The 15,472-nt window shown below is 68.2% G+C and carries 14 protein-coding genes; 4 read left to right on the top strand and 10 right to left on the bottom strand.

Translation table 11 applies throughout. The features are described 5' to 3' along the window. Positions 1-107: 107 nt before the first annotated feature. The gene (locus tag R3E10_09745) at positions 108-686 is read right to left on the bottom strand and encodes a nitroreductase (protein ID MEZ4416030.1); all 579 of its coding nucleotides are present in this window, start codon (positions 684-686) and stop codon (positions 108-110) included. Further along, positions 683-2,152 carry a serine hydrolase domain-containing protein gene (locus R3E10_09740; GenBank protein MEZ4416029.1) on the bottom strand — a complete coding sequence of 490 codons (1,470 nt, stop codon included), beginning with the start codon at positions 2,150-2,152 and terminating at the stop codon, positions 683-685. The genes R3E10_09745 and R3E10_09740 overlap by 4 nt, the downstream gene beginning before the upstream one ends. 193 nt (positions 2,153-2,345) lie before the next feature. Between R3E10_09740 and R3E10_09735 the strand changes: the two genes are divergently transcribed. Then, entirely contained in the window at positions 2,346-2,699 is a 354-nt protein-coding gene (locus R3E10_09735) for a hypothetical protein (GenBank protein ID MEZ4416028.1), read from the top strand. Positions 2,700-2,720: 21 nt separating this feature from the next. Here R3E10_09735 and R3E10_09730 read toward each other — a convergent pair whose 3' ends face one another. The 3 genes from R3E10_09730 to R3E10_09720 form a co-directional block, all read right to left on the bottom strand. Next, positions 2,721-3,278, bottom strand: coding sequence for a DUF4287 domain-containing protein (locus tag R3E10_09730; protein ID MEZ4416027.1), 558 nt, complete (start codon positions 3,276-3,278; stop codon positions 2,721-2,723). Positions 3,279-3,384: 106 nt separating this feature from the next. Then, positions 3,385-3,915, bottom strand: a complete 531-nt coding sequence (locus tag R3E10_09725; GenBank protein MEZ4416026.1) for an SRPBCC domain-containing protein — start codon at positions 3,913-3,915, stop codon at positions 3,385-3,387. A gap of 23 nt (positions 3,916-3,938) precedes the next feature. Next, positions 3,939-4,316 carry a metalloregulator ArsR/SmtB family transcription factor gene (locus tag R3E10_09720; GenBank protein ID MEZ4416025.1) on the bottom strand — a complete coding sequence of 126 codons (378 nt, stop codon included), beginning with the start codon at positions 4,314-4,316 and terminating at the stop codon, positions 3,939-3,941. A 238-nt stretch (positions 4,317-4,554) separates the two neighbouring features. Here R3E10_09720 and R3E10_09715 point away from each other — a divergent pair, with 238 nt between their 5' ends. The 3 genes from R3E10_09715 to R3E10_09705 are packed head-to-tail and all read left to right on the top strand — an operon-like array spanning position 4,555 to position 10,482. Continuing rightward, positions 4,555-7,059 carry a DUF1592 domain-containing protein gene (locus tag R3E10_09715; protein MEZ4416024.1) on the top strand — a complete coding sequence of 835 codons (2,505 nt, stop codon included), beginning with the start codon at positions 4,555-4,557 and terminating at the stop codon, positions 7,057-7,059. A gap of 14 nt (positions 7,060-7,073) precedes the next feature. After that, the gene (locus tag R3E10_09710; GenBank protein MEZ4416023.1) at positions 7,074-8,486 is read left to right on the top strand and encodes a DUF1552 domain-containing protein; all 1,413 of its coding nucleotides are present in this window, start codon (positions 7,074-7,076) and stop codon (positions 8,484-8,486) included. Positions 8,487-8,499: 13 nt separating this feature from the next. Next, positions 8,500-10,482 carry an ankyrin repeat domain-containing protein gene (locus R3E10_09705; GenBank protein MEZ4416022.1) on the top strand — a complete coding sequence of 661 codons (1,983 nt, stop codon included), beginning with the start codon at positions 8,500-8,502 and terminating at the stop codon, positions 10,480-10,482. Between the two features lie 10 nt (positions 10,483-10,492). On the opposite strand, the gene R3E10_09700 is transcribed toward R3E10_09705, so the two are convergent. The 5 genes from R3E10_09700 to R3E10_09680 all read right to left on the bottom strand — a co-directional run bounded on the left by R3E10_09700 (position 10,493) and on the right by R3E10_09680 (position 15,459). After that, complete coding sequence (locus R3E10_09700) at positions 10,493-11,047, bottom strand: DUF2911 domain-containing protein (GenBank protein ID MEZ4416021.1); 555 nt, start codon at positions 11,045-11,047, stop codon at positions 10,493-10,495. Positions 11,048-11,121: 74 nt separating this feature from the next. After that, positions 11,122-12,828, bottom strand: a complete 1,707-nt coding sequence (locus R3E10_09695; GenBank protein ID MEZ4416020.1) for a family 16 glycoside hydrolase — start codon at positions 12,826-12,828, stop codon at positions 11,122-11,124. A 73-nt stretch (positions 12,829-12,901) separates the two neighbouring features. Further along, a complete protein-coding gene (locus R3E10_09690) occupies positions 12,902-13,690 on the bottom strand; it encodes a 6-phosphogluconolactonase (GenBank protein ID MEZ4416019.1) in 789 nt (262 codons plus the stop codon). Positions 13,691-13,783: 93 nt separating this feature from the next. Next, positions 13,784-14,884, bottom strand: a complete 1,101-nt coding sequence (locus R3E10_09685; GenBank protein MEZ4416018.1) for a Gfo/Idh/MocA family oxidoreductase — start codon at positions 14,882-14,884, stop codon at positions 13,784-13,786. Between the two features lie 26 nt (positions 14,885-14,910). Continuing rightward, complete coding sequence (locus tag R3E10_09680; protein ID MEZ4416017.1) at positions 14,911-15,459, bottom strand: gluconate 2-dehydrogenase subunit 3 family protein; 549 nt, start codon at positions 15,457-15,459, stop codon at positions 14,911-14,913. Between the last annotated feature and the right edge of the window lie 13 nt (positions 15,460-15,472).

The raw sequence follows: 15,472 nt of genomic DNA, 5'->3' as shown, positions 1-15,472 counted from the left end.
TCGCTGTCGTATGTCCAAGCTTAGGGCCTCTTGGCCTCCTGCGCACCGGGTCCACCGGATGAGGCCTTCCGGCCATCCGGATGCACCCTGCCGGGCGACCCCTCCCCTCAATCCAGCCACACCGTACAGTTGGACGCCGCCGTCCGCGCCTTGGGGGACGGAATCTCCGCCGGCACCCCCACCGGGATGGTGGCGACCACGCGCTCCCCCGCCGCTACCCCGATCGCCGCCCGTGCGCCGGGGTCGTCCATCACCGCTCCCGACTTGATGTGCGTTCCCAGGCCCACAGCCGACGCCGCCAGCGCGAGGTTCTGGATCGCCATCATGGTGGAGGCATAGTCCTCCTCGCGGATCTCGGGGTTGTCGTCCTGGACCATGGCCACGGCCAGCATCGCGGGAAGCCCCTCGTGCTCGGCGGCCACCTTCTCACGCACCAGGCGGGCCGCCTCCGGGTCTTCGACCTTGCGGGCCTTACGCGCTCCCAGGACCTCCCCGAACGCTCGCCGGGCCCGGGGCCCGAGCACATAGAAGCGCCACGGCTCGGTCATGCGGTGGTTGGGTGCCAGAACGGCAGCCTCGATGAGGGCTTCGATCTGCTCGCGGGAGACGGGTCGATCGGCAAAGCGCTTGATCGAGCGGCGTCCGCGGATGGCGTCCAGGACGTCGAGGCTCTCCTTGTCACTCATCGTCCGACCCTCCCCAGCACGTAGTGTCCCGAGCCCTGAGCGATGCGAAGCTCGGTGGCCGTTCCACCCGGGGTCACGAACCACAGACGCGTTCCGCGATCTACCCAGACCCCCTCACCCACATAGGTCGGCCGCATGGGTTCGGATTGCCCGCCGCCCATCAACGTGATCTGGTCGCCGTCCCGACCCACCGCCATGTGCATATGAGAGCCGCGCACGGGGCCGGCGTAGTCGCCCACCAACGCGTCCAGATCCACGTCCAGCGCAACGGCCCGGGGCTCGGGGACGGGACCGAGGACCAGATCTTCGAACGCGCCGGCCAAGACGCCCGGCGCCGGGCTGGCAGCCGAGTTCTGGAGGACCACGATGATCAGGTCGTCGTCCGGGAAGTAGCGCCCCTCGCTGAGGAACCCATTGATGCCTCCGCCGTGTGCGATCAGCCGATGGCCGGCGCGCTCGCTGATCCCGAGCCCCATTCCGTACTGGATCGCGGTCCCGTCCAGCAGCGGCCGCGGAGTGGTCATCTCCCGGTAGGACGCCGCCGAAAGGACCCGGCCCCCGTGCAGAGCACGATTCCAGGTCACCAGGTCACGCGCCGAGGAACAGAGTGATCCCGCGGCGAACGGCCAGGTGTGGTCCAGGTATCCCTTCTTCCGCAGCCCCGTGGGACCGCCGTCGTAGCCGTGCGCCGCATGCGCGTGCACGTCGCGCTCGGAACAGTAGTAGGAATCCCGCATCCCGAGCGCAGCGAAGAAGTGCTCGCGCACGTAGTCCTCGTACGACTGTCCGGAGGCCTTCTCGATGATCAGTCCCAGAAGGAAGAACGCGGAGTTGTTGTAGATCTGCGCCGTGCCGGGTTCGAACTCGAACGGCTCAGCCTCCACGAGTGAGACCAGGGTGTCTCGGGGGAGCTTCTTGGCCACCAGCTCACCGAAGACCGGCATCTCGGTGTAGCCTTTGATCCCGGACGTATGGTCGAGCAGCCGGCGCACGGGAACGCGGTGCCCCCGCGTGTCGAACTCAGGAAGCACCTCCGAGACATCGGCGTCCAGGTCCAGCTTGCCCTGCTCCACGAGCTGGAGCACGGCGGCCGCCGTGAATTGCTTCGTCACCGACCCGATCTCGTAGCTGGCGGAAGCGTCTTCTGGCGTGGGCACCGACCATTCCAGGTCCACCATTCCATACCCGCGCATCAGCAGCGTATCCGCACCACGCACGACCGCCACGGACACCCCGGGTACCGTGAGGCTCTCCACGTGGGCGCGCGCCGCCGAGTCGAGTGCCGCCACCAGGCGGGCCCGGTCCCGCACCTGCGCGCCGGCTGGCGACGCGAGCGGCAGGAAGCACGGTGTCAGAAGCGTGAGGGCTCGCAACGTGGTGCGGACGCGAGTGCCTGCCGGGGTTACGCCGGGGCGCGCGCCGCGGTCAGGGCTCGAAGTGCGAACTCCAGGCAGCGTCTGGGACATTCTTCGTCTCGTGGTCCGGGTGGAATGGTGGCTTCCAGATCGGCGTCGCACCGACCCGGGGGTGAGCACCGGGTCGCAGCGCAACCCGCGCTTCGAGGACCTCTCAGAGGGGTCAAGTGTAATATCTGCAAATACCTAGCAGTTCCGGGCCTCTGCTGGGGATTCGCGGGTCCCACCCGGCCCAACGATGCTGATGATATCGGATTGGATCGACCGTGACGACCTCACGGTGTTCGTTGTCGCTGGCGCGACCAAGTCATTCGAGAAGGACACGCGGGATCGCCTGAAGAAGCAGGCGGATGACGGCGAGTTCCTCCGGCTGGAGGGAGAGCTTGCGGAATGGGTCATCGCCCGGGTTCAGGGGCACAAGCGCTCCGACCGGGGGCGCAGCCCGGGCACCAAGGCACTATGGCGAGCGTTTCGTGCCATCGCCGCGGCGCAGTACCACTTCCGGGAGGACGCCAGCAAGAAGGCGGAGCTTCGCGACCTCCGCAACCGGATCGAGCAACTCTGGCACGACAGCAGCCCACAGCCTCAAGAGGCCTGACGACCCTCGGCGACGCGCCCTTTACGCCTGGTCGTAGGCCGTGCGCAGCCAGGCGATCAACTCGGCGTCCACGTCACTGTCCTTGGTCAGCCGCACGCGGTGGGACACCATCGAGTTGAATGAGCCTGACAACTCGAGACGATCGGTGAAGTTGACGTTCTTGAGATTGAGGCCCACGTCCAGACGCGTCTTGGTGGACGGCTGGATCAGGGCGAATTGCTTCGAGCGCCGCAGGCTCACGTAGGACTTCTTGGGCGCGACCTCGATATCCTGACCGAAGCTGCGCACTTCTGCGATCAGGCGGTCGTAGATGGCGCGAAGTGCTTCCTTTCGCTGATACTGAGCGGCCACGAGGTCACTGGCGCCCGTGGGCGCCGGGCCCGCGTTCCTGAACTCGTGCGCGATCAAGTTGGCGAACCCGTGTCCGATGCCGTACTCGGACTTCAAGTGCTTCACCATCTCGCCGTGCTTTTCGAGCCCGGCGGCGCCGAGGATCGCCTTCCATTCGGTCAGCGACTTGCCGGTCTTGGCCGGCAGGTTGGCGATCATGGCTGCGGCCTGTTCTTCCGGTGTGGGCATCTGTCATCCTCGGTCAGGGCGCGCCCGGACGGGGCTGGGCTCAACCTGGTGCCGGGCCCTTCGTCCAGCACGTTGCCGCGTTCAACAATCGGGCCAGAGGGGCCACCTACCAGCCCTTCTCATCCGCATAGGCTTTGGACGTGGTCTTGGGGAGCGCGAAGGAGAACCACCCCATGACGGTGTACAGCATGCGCGTCTTGAGCGGGATCTGCCCGGTCTCGAGATCGGCCTTGAGCAGCCCGAGGATCTCACGCCACCCGGCGCCGGACTTCTCACGAGCCTCGTGCTCGGCCGTCCAGCCGGAGTGCGTCACCGTGACGCGGCATCCGCCTGCCTCCTCGGCCAGCTCCCAGGTCACCAAGGTGGGCGGCCCGCCCTTCCACATGGTGAACCAGTAGGTGTGGGAGAACTTCCGCGGCGCCTCGACCTCCACCACCTCACCCACCACGAACACCCGCTTCCTGTCGGGGCTGTAGTAGCGCAGCCGAGCTCCCGGCTCCAACGAGCTTTCCAGGACCGTGTTGTAGAGGGCGCGTTGGATCCGGCCCGTTTTGGTGATCTCGTCCCAGACCTTCTGCACCGGGACAGAGATGTGGATCGATACCACGTGGTCGGGCAGCGACGACTCGGGTGTCATACGGTCTCGGAGTCGAGGGCGCCTCAGGCGCCGTCTTCGGGGGCCCGGCCCTCCAGATCGTTCCGCAGCGCCACGAGCGCCTCGGTCCAGGGCTGCATGTAGCGGGCAACCCAACGGTCGTAGATCTGCTGGATGGGCACGGGATTCAGGAAGTTGTAGCGAGTGCGACCCTCGCGGCGCGGCACCACCAGCTCCGCCTCCTCGAGGACCTTGAGGTGTTGCATGACCGCGAAGCGGCTCAGGCCGGGAAAGCCGTCGGCCAGTTCACCCGTCGTGCGCGGCGCCTCCCGCAGCAGGTCCAGGATGGTCCTGCGCACCGGATTGGCCAGGGCCTTCCAGACCCCTTCGAACTCGGCTGCTCGGGGCGAGATACCGGCCTGGGGCTGAGGCGCTTCGGTCATATGTGATTATATCATCACATATCACTCATCGCAACGGGGCAGCCTGGGTCTGCCCATCCCTCGGGCGAGGGGGCCGTTTCGCGATCCGCCCCGGGGCGCTCGCAGAGCCACCCCGCCCGGCGGGGCCGGCCCCGGAATTGCTTGCCGAACGGCGGGTCCGGCCCTACGCTGTTCGGCTCCAGACCAGCAGCATTTCGGGGGGAATCCTCCACCGGTCCTCCCCTCGGGAGAGAGCCACATGAAGCTCTTCACGGCCCCGTCCGCCGCGTTCGGATTCCTGCTCGTGGCCTTGGGCACCTCGGCCGCTGCTCCAGCCGCGGCGCCGGCCGCACCGCTCGGGACTTCCCTCCGGCCCACCGAAGGTCTCGCCGAAGACACCGTTGTACACACCGCCGCCCCGCGCCGCACGGACCGGCACCTGGCGCCCGCTCTCGATCCCGACGACGTGATCCAGGGCACCTGCGTGCGCTGTCACAGTGAACGGCGCCTGTCCGGCAACCTGTCTCTGGAGTCGTTCCGCTTGGACGCCGCAGCCGATGCGGCGGCCACGGCCGAGAAGATGATCCGGAAGCTGCGGGCCGGAATGATGCCACCGCCCGGGACCCGCCGTCCCGGCGCCGATACCCTGCAGGCGTTGGTGGAGTCCCTCGAGCAGGCGATGGACGAGGCGGCGTCCCAACACCCCAACCCCGGCCACCGAACCTTCCAGCGGCTGAACCGACCCGAGTATGAGCGCGCCATCCTCGAGCTGCTGGGCATCCGGGTGGATGCGGCGGACTGGCTGCCGCTCGACCAGATGAGCGCGAACTTCGACAACATCGCCGACGTCCAGACGCTCTCCCCGACGCTGCTGGAGTCCTATCTGAACGCGGCCGCAGAGATCGCGCGGCGGGCAGTGGGCGACCGGTCGGCGACCGCCACCACCGTGGTCTACAAGAACTCCGAGTACGTCTCGCAGCACCCCTGGGACTGGGTGGAGGGTGCGCCCTACGGGACGCGCGGCGGGTTGGTCACCGAGCACGTGTTCCCCGCCGACGGCGAGTACTCGTTCGAGATCACGTTCTCTTCGGGGGACAACGCCCGCTTCGAGGACGTGGACATCTCGGTCGACGGTGAGCGCGTCGCGCTCATTACCTACTCGCAGGATGTCACCGCCGCGGACGGGCGTGGAGCACCCCCCATGCGAACCGAACCCGTGTTCGTGCGCACTGGACAGCACCGCGTATCCGCCGCCTTCGTGCGACGCTCCGACGGTCCCTACGAGGACCTCATCCGGCCGCACGACTGGTCGCTGGCCGGGGGCGGCTCCGGCGGGCCCGGCATCACCACGCTACCGCACATCAAGAGCGTGGGCGTTGCCGGTCCCTACAACGCCACGGGCGTGTCGGACTCACCGAGTCGCCAGCGCATCTTCAGCTGCCGTCCCTCGGCGGATCTCCCGGAGCGGGCGTGCGCGGGACAGATCATCGATCGCCTGGCCAGTGCGGCTTTCCGACGACCCGCTTCCCCGGACGACGTGGACGGCCTGCTCTCCTTCTACGACCGGGGAGCCGCCGAGGGGGGCTTCGAAACCGGCGTGCGGAGCGCCCTGGAGGCCATCCTCTCCAGCCCGCTGTTCGTGCTGCGTCTCGAGCGCGAACCCGACCACGTGCGCCCGGGCACCGACTACCGTCTGAGCGATTGGGACCTGGCGTCCCGCTTGTCGTTCTTCCTCTGGGGTGCGCCACCGGACGAGGAACTGGCGACGGCGGCCGCGGCCGGACGTCTGTCCGACCCGGACGAGCTCGCACGCCAAGCCGCGCGCATGTTGGACGACCCGCGCTCGGCCGCGTTGGGGACGCGCTTCGCCGCGCAGTGGCTGCGCCTGCAGGATCTCTCCAAGGTCCATCCCGACCCGAACTTCTATCCCAACTTCGACGAGAACCTCGCAGACCTCATGCGCGAGGAAACCGTCACGTTCTTCAATCATCTCGTGCAGGGAGACCGCGGCCTGCTGGAGCTGTTCACCGCCGACTACACCTGGGTGAACGAACGCCTGGCGCGGCACTACGGCTTCTCCGGTGTGGCGGGCAACGAGTTCCAGCGCGTCCGGTATCCGAACGACATCCGGCGGGGCCTGTTGGGGCAGGGGAGCGTGCTGGTGCTGACCTCTCTGGCCAACCGCACTTCTCCGGTGCTCCGCGGCAAGTGGGTGATGGAGGTGCTGCTGGGCTCACCGCCGCCGCCACCGCCGCCGAACGTGCCCACGCTCGAGGAAACCGAAGGCGCGCAGGACGGACGCATGCTCACCACGCGAGAACGCATGGAGCTGCATCGTGCCAATCCGACCTGCAACTCGTGCCACAGCATGATGGACCCGATCGGGCTCGCGCTGGACAACTTCGACGTCACCGGCAAGGAGCGCGCTCGCGAGAACGGCATGCCACTCGACACGCGCGGCGACTTCTACGACGGCACACCGGTCTCGACGCCCGGCGAGCTGGCCGACGCCCTGTTGGCCCGGCCGCTCCCCCTGGCGCGGACCTTCACGGAGAACCTGATGGCCTATGCCCTGGGCCGTCGGGTGGAGTACTACGACCAGCCCACAGTGCGTGAGATCGTGCGGCGCGCGGAGGCTGAGGGGTACCCGATCAAGTCGCTGATCCTGGGCGTGGTCAACAGCGAGGCGTTCCGGATGAAGCGCGCCGGCCCCGTGGCTGCGGACGCCGCCACGGACGGTACTACGAACCATCCCCTGAGGTAGAGGAGAAGCGCACCATGCACTTCATCACCGGCAAACACATGGCTCGGCGGACCTTCATCCGCGGTATGGGAGCCTCGGTGGCGCTGCCTTTCCTCGATGCCATGACGCCCGCCGGCCGCCTGCGTGCCTGGAGCCGTCGTCCGGCCGACACCACCCGCCTGGTGTGCATCGAGGAGGTGCACGGTCTGGCGGGCTGCAACGACTGGGGCGCTACTCAGCTTCTCTACGCGCCGGCCACCACCGGCAAGGACTTCGAGTTGATCGACGCCAATGCATTGGTGTCGCTCAGACCGTACCAGGACTACCTCACCATCATCAGCAACACCGACGTGCGCATGGCGGAGGCCTTCACGCCTCCGGAGATCGGCGGCGACCACTTCCGCTCCAGCGCCGTGTTCCTCACGCAGTCCCATCCGAAGCAGACCCAAGGCTCGGACATCTACGCCGGCACGTCGCTGGACCAGCTCTACGCCAAGCGCTTCGGTCAGGACACACCGCTGCCCTCGATGCAGTTCTGCATCGAGAACCTCGATCAGGCGGGCGGCTGCACCTACAACTACTCCTGCGCCTACACCGACTCCATCAGTTGGGCCTCGCCCACCGAGCCGCTCCCGATGATCCGGGATCCCCGGGTCGCGTTCGACATGTTGTTCGGCGCTGGGGGCTCCCCCGAGGAGCGCATCGCCCGCCGGCAGGCGCGCAAGAGCATTCTGGACTGGATCGCTGGACAGGTGGCCCAGGTGCAGCGGGAGCTGGGCGCCGAAGACCGCCGCCGCATGGACCAGTACCTGACCAACGTGCGGGAGATCGAGCGCCGCATCGAGCGCACCGAGGCACAGAACGAGAGCGGCGAGGCGCGCGAGATGCCCGAGGCTCCCGCCGGAGTCCCCGATTCGTTCTCCGAGCACATGAAGCTGATGTTCGACCTGCAAGTGCTGGCGCTCGAGACCGACATGACGCGCGTGATCTCCTTCAAGACCGGTCGTGATTCGGACAACCGGGTCTTCCCGGAGAGCGGATCCAACAAGCCCTTCCATCCCGCGTCGCACCACGGCAACCGGGAAGAAGCCATCCTCGAGTTCAACAAGATCTGTCAGTACCGCGTGGGCCAGCTCCCCTACTTCATCGAGAAGCTCAAGAACACAACCGAGGAAGGGGTATCGTTGCTGGACAAGACCGCCGTGGTCTGGGGCTCTCCGATGGCGGACGCCAACGTCCACAACCACCGCCGCTGCCCGCTGATCCTCCTGGGCAAGGCCAACGGCCAGCTCGAGGGCAACCTGCACATCAAGGCGGCGGATGGCACGCCGATGGCCAACGCCATGTTGAGCCTCATGCACGATCTGGGCTTGGACGACATGGAGACCTTCGGTGACAGCAACGGCGTGCTCTCGCTGCGGTCCTCTGCCGACACCGCCGAAACCTGAGCCGGGAGCGCGCATGAGAACCGGACTGCGCGGCGTCGCGACCGCCTTCCTTCTTTCAGCCACGTTGCTGGCGGCGGGCCCTCCGGAGTCCCCGGTGGCCGATGCCGCCATGCGGGGAGACCGGGACGCCGTTCTTCGGCTGATCCACCAGGGTGCCGACGTCAACACCGCTCAAGGCGACGGCATGACCGCACTGCACTGGGCCGCCGAACGCGGAGACGCGGAGCTGACCAGGGCCCTCCTACAGGCCGGAGCCGAGGCCGAAGCCGTGACGCGCATCGGTCAGTACACGCCGCTGCACATCGCGGCCGCTCGCGGAGCCACCGAGGTGGCGCTGACGCTCCTCGAGGAGGGAGCGGCCGTCGGAGCGCGCGCGGTGCCGAGCGGGGCCACTCCCCTGCACCTCGCAGCCGGGTCCGGCGACGCCGCCCTGGTGCGGGCGCTGCTGCAACGGAACGCCGATCCCAACGCCGAGGAAGCGGAGTGGGGCCAGACCCCCCTCATCTTCGCCGCCGCCCAGAACCGGACGGACGCCATCCGCGCCCTCATCGAGGGGGGTGCCGACCCGAACCGGGCCACGCGGGTTGTGGACATCCTGGAGCGCTACCAGATCGACGAGGCGGCCCGCAAGAAGAAGGATGAAGTCCTCAAGACGCTCTCCGGAGACGACCACGCCCCACCGACCCCCAGCCAACTCCGCGCGGCCATCCTGGCCGAACGACAGATCCAGCGCTCGGGCGTGCTGCCGGACGACGCAGAGAAGAAGGAAGACGACGGCACCGACTTTCGCCGGCCTCAACGCATCGACACCAAGGGCGGCCTGACGCCGCTGCTGCACGCCACCCGGCAGGGACACCAGGAAGCGATCCTGGCACTGCTCGAGGGGGGTGCGGACATCAACCTGCCCGGGGACGGGGACGGTACGACCGCGCTCTTGATGGCGGCGATCAACGGCCAGTTCGACATCGAGCTGGTCCTGCTCGAGCACGGAGCCGATCCGAACCGGGCATCGACGTTGAACGGGATGACGCCGCTGTGGGCCACGCTGAACGCAGAGTGGCAACCGCGCACCCGGTACCCGCAGCCCCAGGAGTTGGGGCTGCAGTCGAGCACGTATCTGGACGTCATGAAGGCCCTGCTGGACGCCGGTGCCGACCCCGATGCCCGTCTCACCAAGCATCCCTGGTACATGGAGTACACGGGGTGCGGCAACCGCAACTGCGGACTGGTGGACACGGAAGGCGCGACGGCCTTCTGGCGGGCAGCCTACGCGACGGACGTGGACGCCATGCGTCTGCTCGTCTCCTACGGTGCAGACCCCAACATTCCCACCAAGGCCCCACCTCAGCGGGAGCGGCTCTCGCCCGACGAGTTCCTGGCGCGCATGCACCGGAACGAGCTCTCCGACCAGTGGGACGAGGCCGACGCCGACGCCCGCGTGAAGCTGCTGGTCGCGGTACGGGACGAGTTGCCGGATTCCGTGCAGGCGCTGTATCCGGACGACGAGATGCGTGAGCGAGCAGAAGAGGTCCGGGACGAACTCCTCGCGCACGCGCTGCGCGCAGACTCCGTGAAGGCCAACGCCCCCGATGCTTCGGGGTTGCCGCCGGTGGCGCCTGGCGGGCCGGGGGTCTACCCCATCCACGCCGCGTCCGGGTCGGGCTACGGTGAGGGCTTCGCCGGCAACGCTCATCGACACGTACCGGACGGCTGGCTGCCCGCGGTCCGGTATCTGGTCGAGGAGCTGGGTGCGGACGTCAACGCCCGCGACCACGGCGGGTACGCCGCGCTGCACAACGCGGCTTCACGCGGCGACAACGAGATGATCCGGTATCTCGTAGAGCACGGCGCCGACGTAACCGTGGTCTCGCGAAAGGGTCAGACCACAGCGGACATGGCCAACGGCCCCGTGCAGCGGGTCTCCCCCTTCCCGGAGACCGTGGAGTTGCTGGAGCAGCTCGGCTCCAAGAACAACCACAACTGTTTGAGTTGCTGAGCGGCGTTCGCTAGCGCGGCACCTCGATGCGGAGGGGCAGCACCGTGGTGCCCCAATGCAGGTTCAACGTGGTCTCATAGGGCCCGACCACGGGAAAGTAGAAGGCCAGGACCTCCATATGGCTGCCGGTCGTGGGCCCGACCCCCGTGCGCAGCGCCTCGCTCTCGTAGGGAAAGAACGAGTGGTGTGTGTCCCAATCCCGGACCAGCACTACCTCCCAGGGCCCCGTCTCCTTGGGTGTGAGCCAGATGCCGTAACGTCCCGCCGCCAGCGCCTGGCCTGCGAAGGTCACGTCGGTGGAGACCTCGAGCCAGGTGGCGCGATTGGCGCCCGGCGTCCACACGGCGTCCCAGTCCACGATGCCGCCGAACAGCTCCCGCCCCCGGGCCACGGGTCGGTCGTACTCCAGCGTGATCGTGGTCTCGTTGACCGTCTGTGAAACGGTGCCGTGTTGGCTCGGTCGGGGGCCGGTGGCTTCCTGTGCGAGCACGGGGCCCGTGGCGGTAGCGAGAAACGCGAGGGTCAGCGCGGATCGGATCAGGGCGCACGGGGTCGGACGGGCCATGGGCGAAACGCTCCGGTTGGGTGCAGATGTTGTCTGGCAATCCCCGGGGGGCGGGATCGGTTCCCCGTCCGCGCTCAGTGCGACTGGGCCCTCTGGTACACCCGCACCCAATCCACCTCCATCCGCTGTGGCCAGATGGCCGCGTCGATTCCCTGGGCGCCGCCCCAGGTCCCGCCCACCGCGAGATTCAGGACGAGATGGAACGCCTGGTCGAAGGGCCACTCCTCCGGACCCCGGCCTGAGTTGGCGAAGGCGTGTTGGGGCGTGCCATCCAGATAGAACTGGATGCGCTCTGGGGTCCATTCGATCGCGTACACGTGGTAGGCGCGCTCGGCGTCCGGGAGCGCGACCACACGCGTGCTTTGAGTTCCGCGCAGGTGATTGTACGCGGCCGTATGCACGGAGAAGTGCACCGAATCCGGCGCGAAGCCCACGTGCTCCATGATGTCGATCTCACCGCTCGCCGGCCAGGAACCGTAGACCCAGGCCGTAGGGAGCATCCAGACGGCCGGCCAGGTCCCCCTGCCCGACGGCAGACGGGCGCGCGCCTCCACGCGACCGTAGGTCCAATCGCCCTTGCCGCGGCTCACCAGGCGGGCGGAAGTGAAGTCCTTGCCCTGGACGGGCTCCCGCCGCGCCTCGATGATGAGCACGCCGTCCTCGACCCGGGCATTCTCGGCCCGCCGAACGGTATAGAACTGCGCCTCCTCGTTCCCCCACCCGCACACGTCGGGACATCCGTCTCCTTCGTCGTAGCTCCAGCGGCTCGCGTCGGGGAGTCCGCTGCCCTCGAACTCGTCCGACCAAACCAGGCGGTACCCACCCTCTTCGCCGGATCTCGCTCGGGCCGGCGTGATGGTGATGTTGCGGTACTCGACGGGTCCGTGATCGCCTTGCAGGTAGATGGGACCCGGTCGGCCTTCGTCGCTGTCGAGGGCGCCGCCGGTGATGCCCGGGATCTCCTGCTGCCAGATGATGGTCTGGCCGTTGGCGACGACCGTGATCTGTCTTCCCACCAAGGTGATATCGTAGCTCTGCCACTCGCCCGGGTTTCTCGCCACCAGCGCGTTGGGGGTGATGAACCCGTAGATGCCGCCCAGCAGCTCGCTGGTGGGTTCGCCGCCGATGCTGTCCGTGATCTGGACCTCGTAGCGGCCACGCAGATACACGCCGGAGTTGCTGCCGCGCGGGTATCGGAACTCCACATGCAGTTGGAAGTCGTCGAACGTGCGTTCGGTGGCCAGATTGCCACCTCCCCCGTCGCCGCGGAGCACGCCGTCCTGGGCGCTCCAGCGGTTCTCTCCTCCGAACACGCGCCAACCGTCCAATGAGCGACCGTCGAACAACGGGACCGGATCGCCCCACGCCGGCTCGCCGGCGCGCCGCAACGTCGGTGCTCGCACGCCCTTCCAGGGGAGCGCCACTCCGTTGCCGAAGTCGATGGTCCCGACCAGGCCCTCCTCCGAGCGGCGCGCTGCGACGGTCACGCCACCCGGGTGTTCCTCCCACTGTGGCGGAATGTGGAAACGAGCCACGTCGTCGCTGACGTCGATCTGTGCGATGGGGCGGGCGCTGCCCACCGGGCCCACGAACTGCCCCACCAGCGTGCGATACCCGGAGTGACGCACCTCCAGCCAGGAGGGACGCGGCCCCGCCGGCGTCTCGACGGTCAGGTCCCAGCGGCCCAGCAGCGCGCTTTCCAGCGAGACCTGAGCGGTCAGCGGGCCGCCGGCGGTGAGGAGGGTCAGCAGAAGCAGGGAACCAACGGCGACGAACCGCATCGGGATCTCCCCTGGGCGTACCAGATGCAACGAGTACCGCTCGACCGCCTGGGCAGGAGCGCGCAGCAGTAGCTTAGGGCGCGGCGGCGGCGGCGTCCACGAGAATCTCGGCACCGCTGCATTCGTGAATGATGGTGGCCGGCCAGGACGAATCGAAGCCCTCGGCGTCCCGCATCCGGCGCACGGTCTCACGCTTCCCCGGCCCCCACGCCACCATCACGGCCGCCCGCGCGTCGGTGATCGTGGCCAGGCCCACCGTAACGCCGTGGTGGGGCACCCGATCGAGCGCTCCGAAGGCCGGGAAGGTGGCGAGGTTGTCCCGGCGCGTCTGCTCCGACAGCTCGACCACGCGTGTGCGGGTCTCGCGGGCGCTCCCCGGCGGGTTGAAGCCGACGTGCCCGTCCCCCGCGCCGCTCGCGAGGAGAAACAGCTCGATGCCACCCTCGTCGCGGATGCGCTGTTCATACGCCCCGGGCTGGGTCGGATCGGGAAACCACACCGCGTCTTCGGCGATTCGCCGCTCGGGGGGCACATGCTGATTCAAGCGACCCAGGATCTCGGCGCGGACCCAGGCGTGACAGGACCACGGCTCCTCCGCCGAGGCGGGCTCGAGCCCCTGAGCGCCGGGCACGAGGTACTCATCCATCATCACCAGAACCAGGTGGGACAGGTCGTGCGAGGAACGGACGAGACGCGCCGTGAGCGCTGCCAGGACGGGACGAGGTGTGCGACCGGTTGGACATCCCAGGAGCAGCCGCGAACCGGAGTCGCTGGCCTCGCCCAGCAGGGACAGGATGCGCCCGGCCAACGCATCGCCGATCGCCTCGGGTGACGACAAGACACGAACCGGGGCAGCGCTCATCCGCTCACCGGTGCGCGGCTGGCGCTAGGGGCGCATGACACGCGGACGGCATCCGTTCGCTTCCGACCGGCGGCGCGGCTGCAATCCCGGCAACTAGCGTGGCGTCCACAGGTCGATGGGCTTGGCGACGCCGGACGGACGGAACGGCAGCTCGACGCGACACCCGGTGCCCGCCGAGGCATAGGCCGCGTAGAGCACCTCCATGACGACGCGACCGGTCTCACCATCGGAGATCGGCGTCTCGCGGCCGCGCACGCAGCGGGCGAAGTGGCGCATCTCCTGGGGGAATCCATAGTTCCAGTGCTCCTCGAAGACCGGGTAGGTCCATCCCCGGGTGCTGTCCGCCTTCTCGACCGCGTAGCCGTAGCCCACCTGGGAATAGGTGGGCATGGCGTTGCCCATGAGCAGGTCAGCGTAGGTCTGTCCCCTGTCTCCGAACACCTCGATGGAGTCGTCCATGCCGCCCGGGCGGTTCCAGCTGTTCTCCACCACGCCGATGGCGCCGCCCTCGAACTCCACGATGGTCAGCGCCTCATCGTCCCCCGCGGTGCGGGCGCCGTGCACCTGCGTGGAAAGCTGCGCGTAGACGCGCCGCACGGCGGGTTTGCCCAGGAACCACCAGCAGAAGGCGATGCCGTGGCAGCCGAGATCCATGAGGGCACCCCCACCCGACTGGCGCACATCCCAGAACCAATCGGCGTGCGGACCCGAGTGCTTCTCCCCCTGCTTGACCAGATGCACCCGCCCGAAGGCGCCCTCGTCTGCCATCTGTTTGGCCTTCACATACTTCGGCGCGAAGAACAGCTCCTCTGCGTACAGCAGCAGGACGCCGGCACGGGCGCACGCCTCGATCATGGCGTCGGCTTCTTCGAGCGTCATGCACAACGGCTTCTCGCAGACGACGTGCTTGCCCGCCGCCGCCGCAGCCAAGGTGATCTCGGCGTGGACGCAGTTGGGGGCAGTGATGGAGATCATCTCCACTTCGGGGTCCGTGAGCAGGTCCCTGTAGTCGGTGTGGAACCGGGGCACGCCGTGCCGTTCCGCGAACGCGCGGGCGTTGCCCGGCGTTGGCGAGGCGACCGCGACCACTTCCGCCTCACCGGGAAGCATGCGGACGGAGGAGGCGATGCAATCTGCCTGAAAGCGTGAGCCGACGATGCCGATCTTGACGGGTGCGCCCTGTGCCTGCGCCATGCGGTGGGTCCTGGAGGTTGCGGGAGTCAGGCCCAGGCGGGCTGCCCGGGCTCGAGGCGTGTGCAGCCGATCCAACGGCCCGGGACCGCCACGTAGCGGAGCACTCGAGTCATGCCCGTTTCCGAGCTGAAGAACGCGTGCAGCGCCAAGCCGCGCAGCGGCTCCAACGGGCTGGATGAAGGATCGCCCGTGGCCTGGGCATCGAGGTCCCGTAACACCTCCTCGCGCCGCGCGCGGGGGAGTTGCGCGAGCCGGTCGCTTCCGTGTTGTCGGGCCTGCCTGCGGACGGCGGCCAGCGACTCCAGCACCCGTCGTTGATCGTCGTCCGAGTAGCACTCACTCAGCAGCAGGTTCATCGCCGTTCCGATGGCGGCATCGGCAGCGCCGGGGGAATCGGGTGTAGCCGGCAACAGCGTGTCCGCCACTGCCTCGGCCAGCGCCTGGTCTTCTCCATTCAGCACCCACCCATCCGTTGGGACCGGCTCACGCGCGCACGCCGTGAGAGCCACGGTGGAGCCAAGCGCCACACTGCCCAGCACCACGCCTGCGGTCTGCAGGGCTTCACGACGATTCATGGGCCGTGGCTCG

The sequence above is a fragment of the Gemmatimonadota bacterium genome (assembly GCA_041390105.1).
GTDB lineage: Bacteria > Gemmatimonadota > Gemmatimonadetes > Longimicrobiales > Gaopeijiaceae > JAGQIF01.
Note: the sequence above shows the minus strand (reverse complement) of the source record. Positions and strands in the feature narration are given on the sequence as shown.

Bases quoted from the DNA above. Each gene is read 5' to 3' on its own strand.
- R3E10_09745 (MEZ4416030.1), bottom strand. From the start codon at position 686: ATGAGTGACAAGGAGAGCCTCGACGTCCTGGACGCCATCCGCGGACGC.
- R3E10_09740 (MEZ4416029.1), bottom strand. From the start codon at position 2,152: ATGTCCCAGACGCTGCCTGGAGTTCGCACTTCGAGCCCTGACCGCGGC.
- R3E10_09735 (MEZ4416028.1), top strand. From the start codon at position 2,346: ATGATATCGGATTGGATCGACCGTGACGACCTCACGGTGTTCGTTGTC.
- R3E10_09730 (MEZ4416027.1), bottom strand. From the start codon at position 3,278: ATGCCCACACCGGAAGAACAGGCCGCAGCCATGATCGCCAACCTGCCG.
- R3E10_09725 (MEZ4416026.1), bottom strand. From the start codon at position 3,915: ATGACACCCGAGTCGTCGCTGCCCGACCACGTGGTATCGATCCACATC.
- R3E10_09720 (MEZ4416025.1), bottom strand. From the start codon at position 4,316: ATGACCGAAGCGCCTCAGCCCCAGGCCGGTATCTCGCCCCGAGCAGCC.
- R3E10_09715 (MEZ4416024.1), top strand. From the start codon at position 4,555: ATGAAGCTCTTCACGGCCCCGTCCGCCGCGTTCGGATTCCTGCTCGTG.
- R3E10_09710 (MEZ4416023.1), top strand. From the start codon at position 7,074: ATGCACTTCATCACCGGCAAACACATGGCTCGGCGGACCTTCATCCGC.
- R3E10_09705 (MEZ4416022.1), top strand. From the start codon at position 8,500: ATGAGAACCGGACTGCGCGGCGTCGCGACCGCCTTCCTTCTTTCAGCC.
- R3E10_09700 (MEZ4416021.1), bottom strand. From the start codon at position 11,047: ATGGCCCGTCCGACCCCGTGCGCCCTGATCCGATCCGCGCTGACCCTC.
- R3E10_09695 (MEZ4416020.1), bottom strand. From the start codon at position 12,828: ATGCGGTTCGTCGCCGTTGGTTCCCTGCTTCTGCTGACCCTCCTCACC.
- R3E10_09690 (MEZ4416019.1), bottom strand. From the start codon at position 13,690: ATGAGCGCTGCCCCGGTTCGTGTCTTGTCGTCACCCGAGGCGATCGGC.
- R3E10_09685 (MEZ4416018.1), bottom strand. From the start codon at position 14,884: ATGGCGCAGGCACAGGGCGCACCCGTCAAGATCGGCATCGTCGGCTCA.
- R3E10_09680 (MEZ4416017.1), bottom strand. From the start codon at position 15,459: ATGAATCGTCGTGAAGCCCTGCAGACCGCAGGCGTGGTGCTGGGCAGT.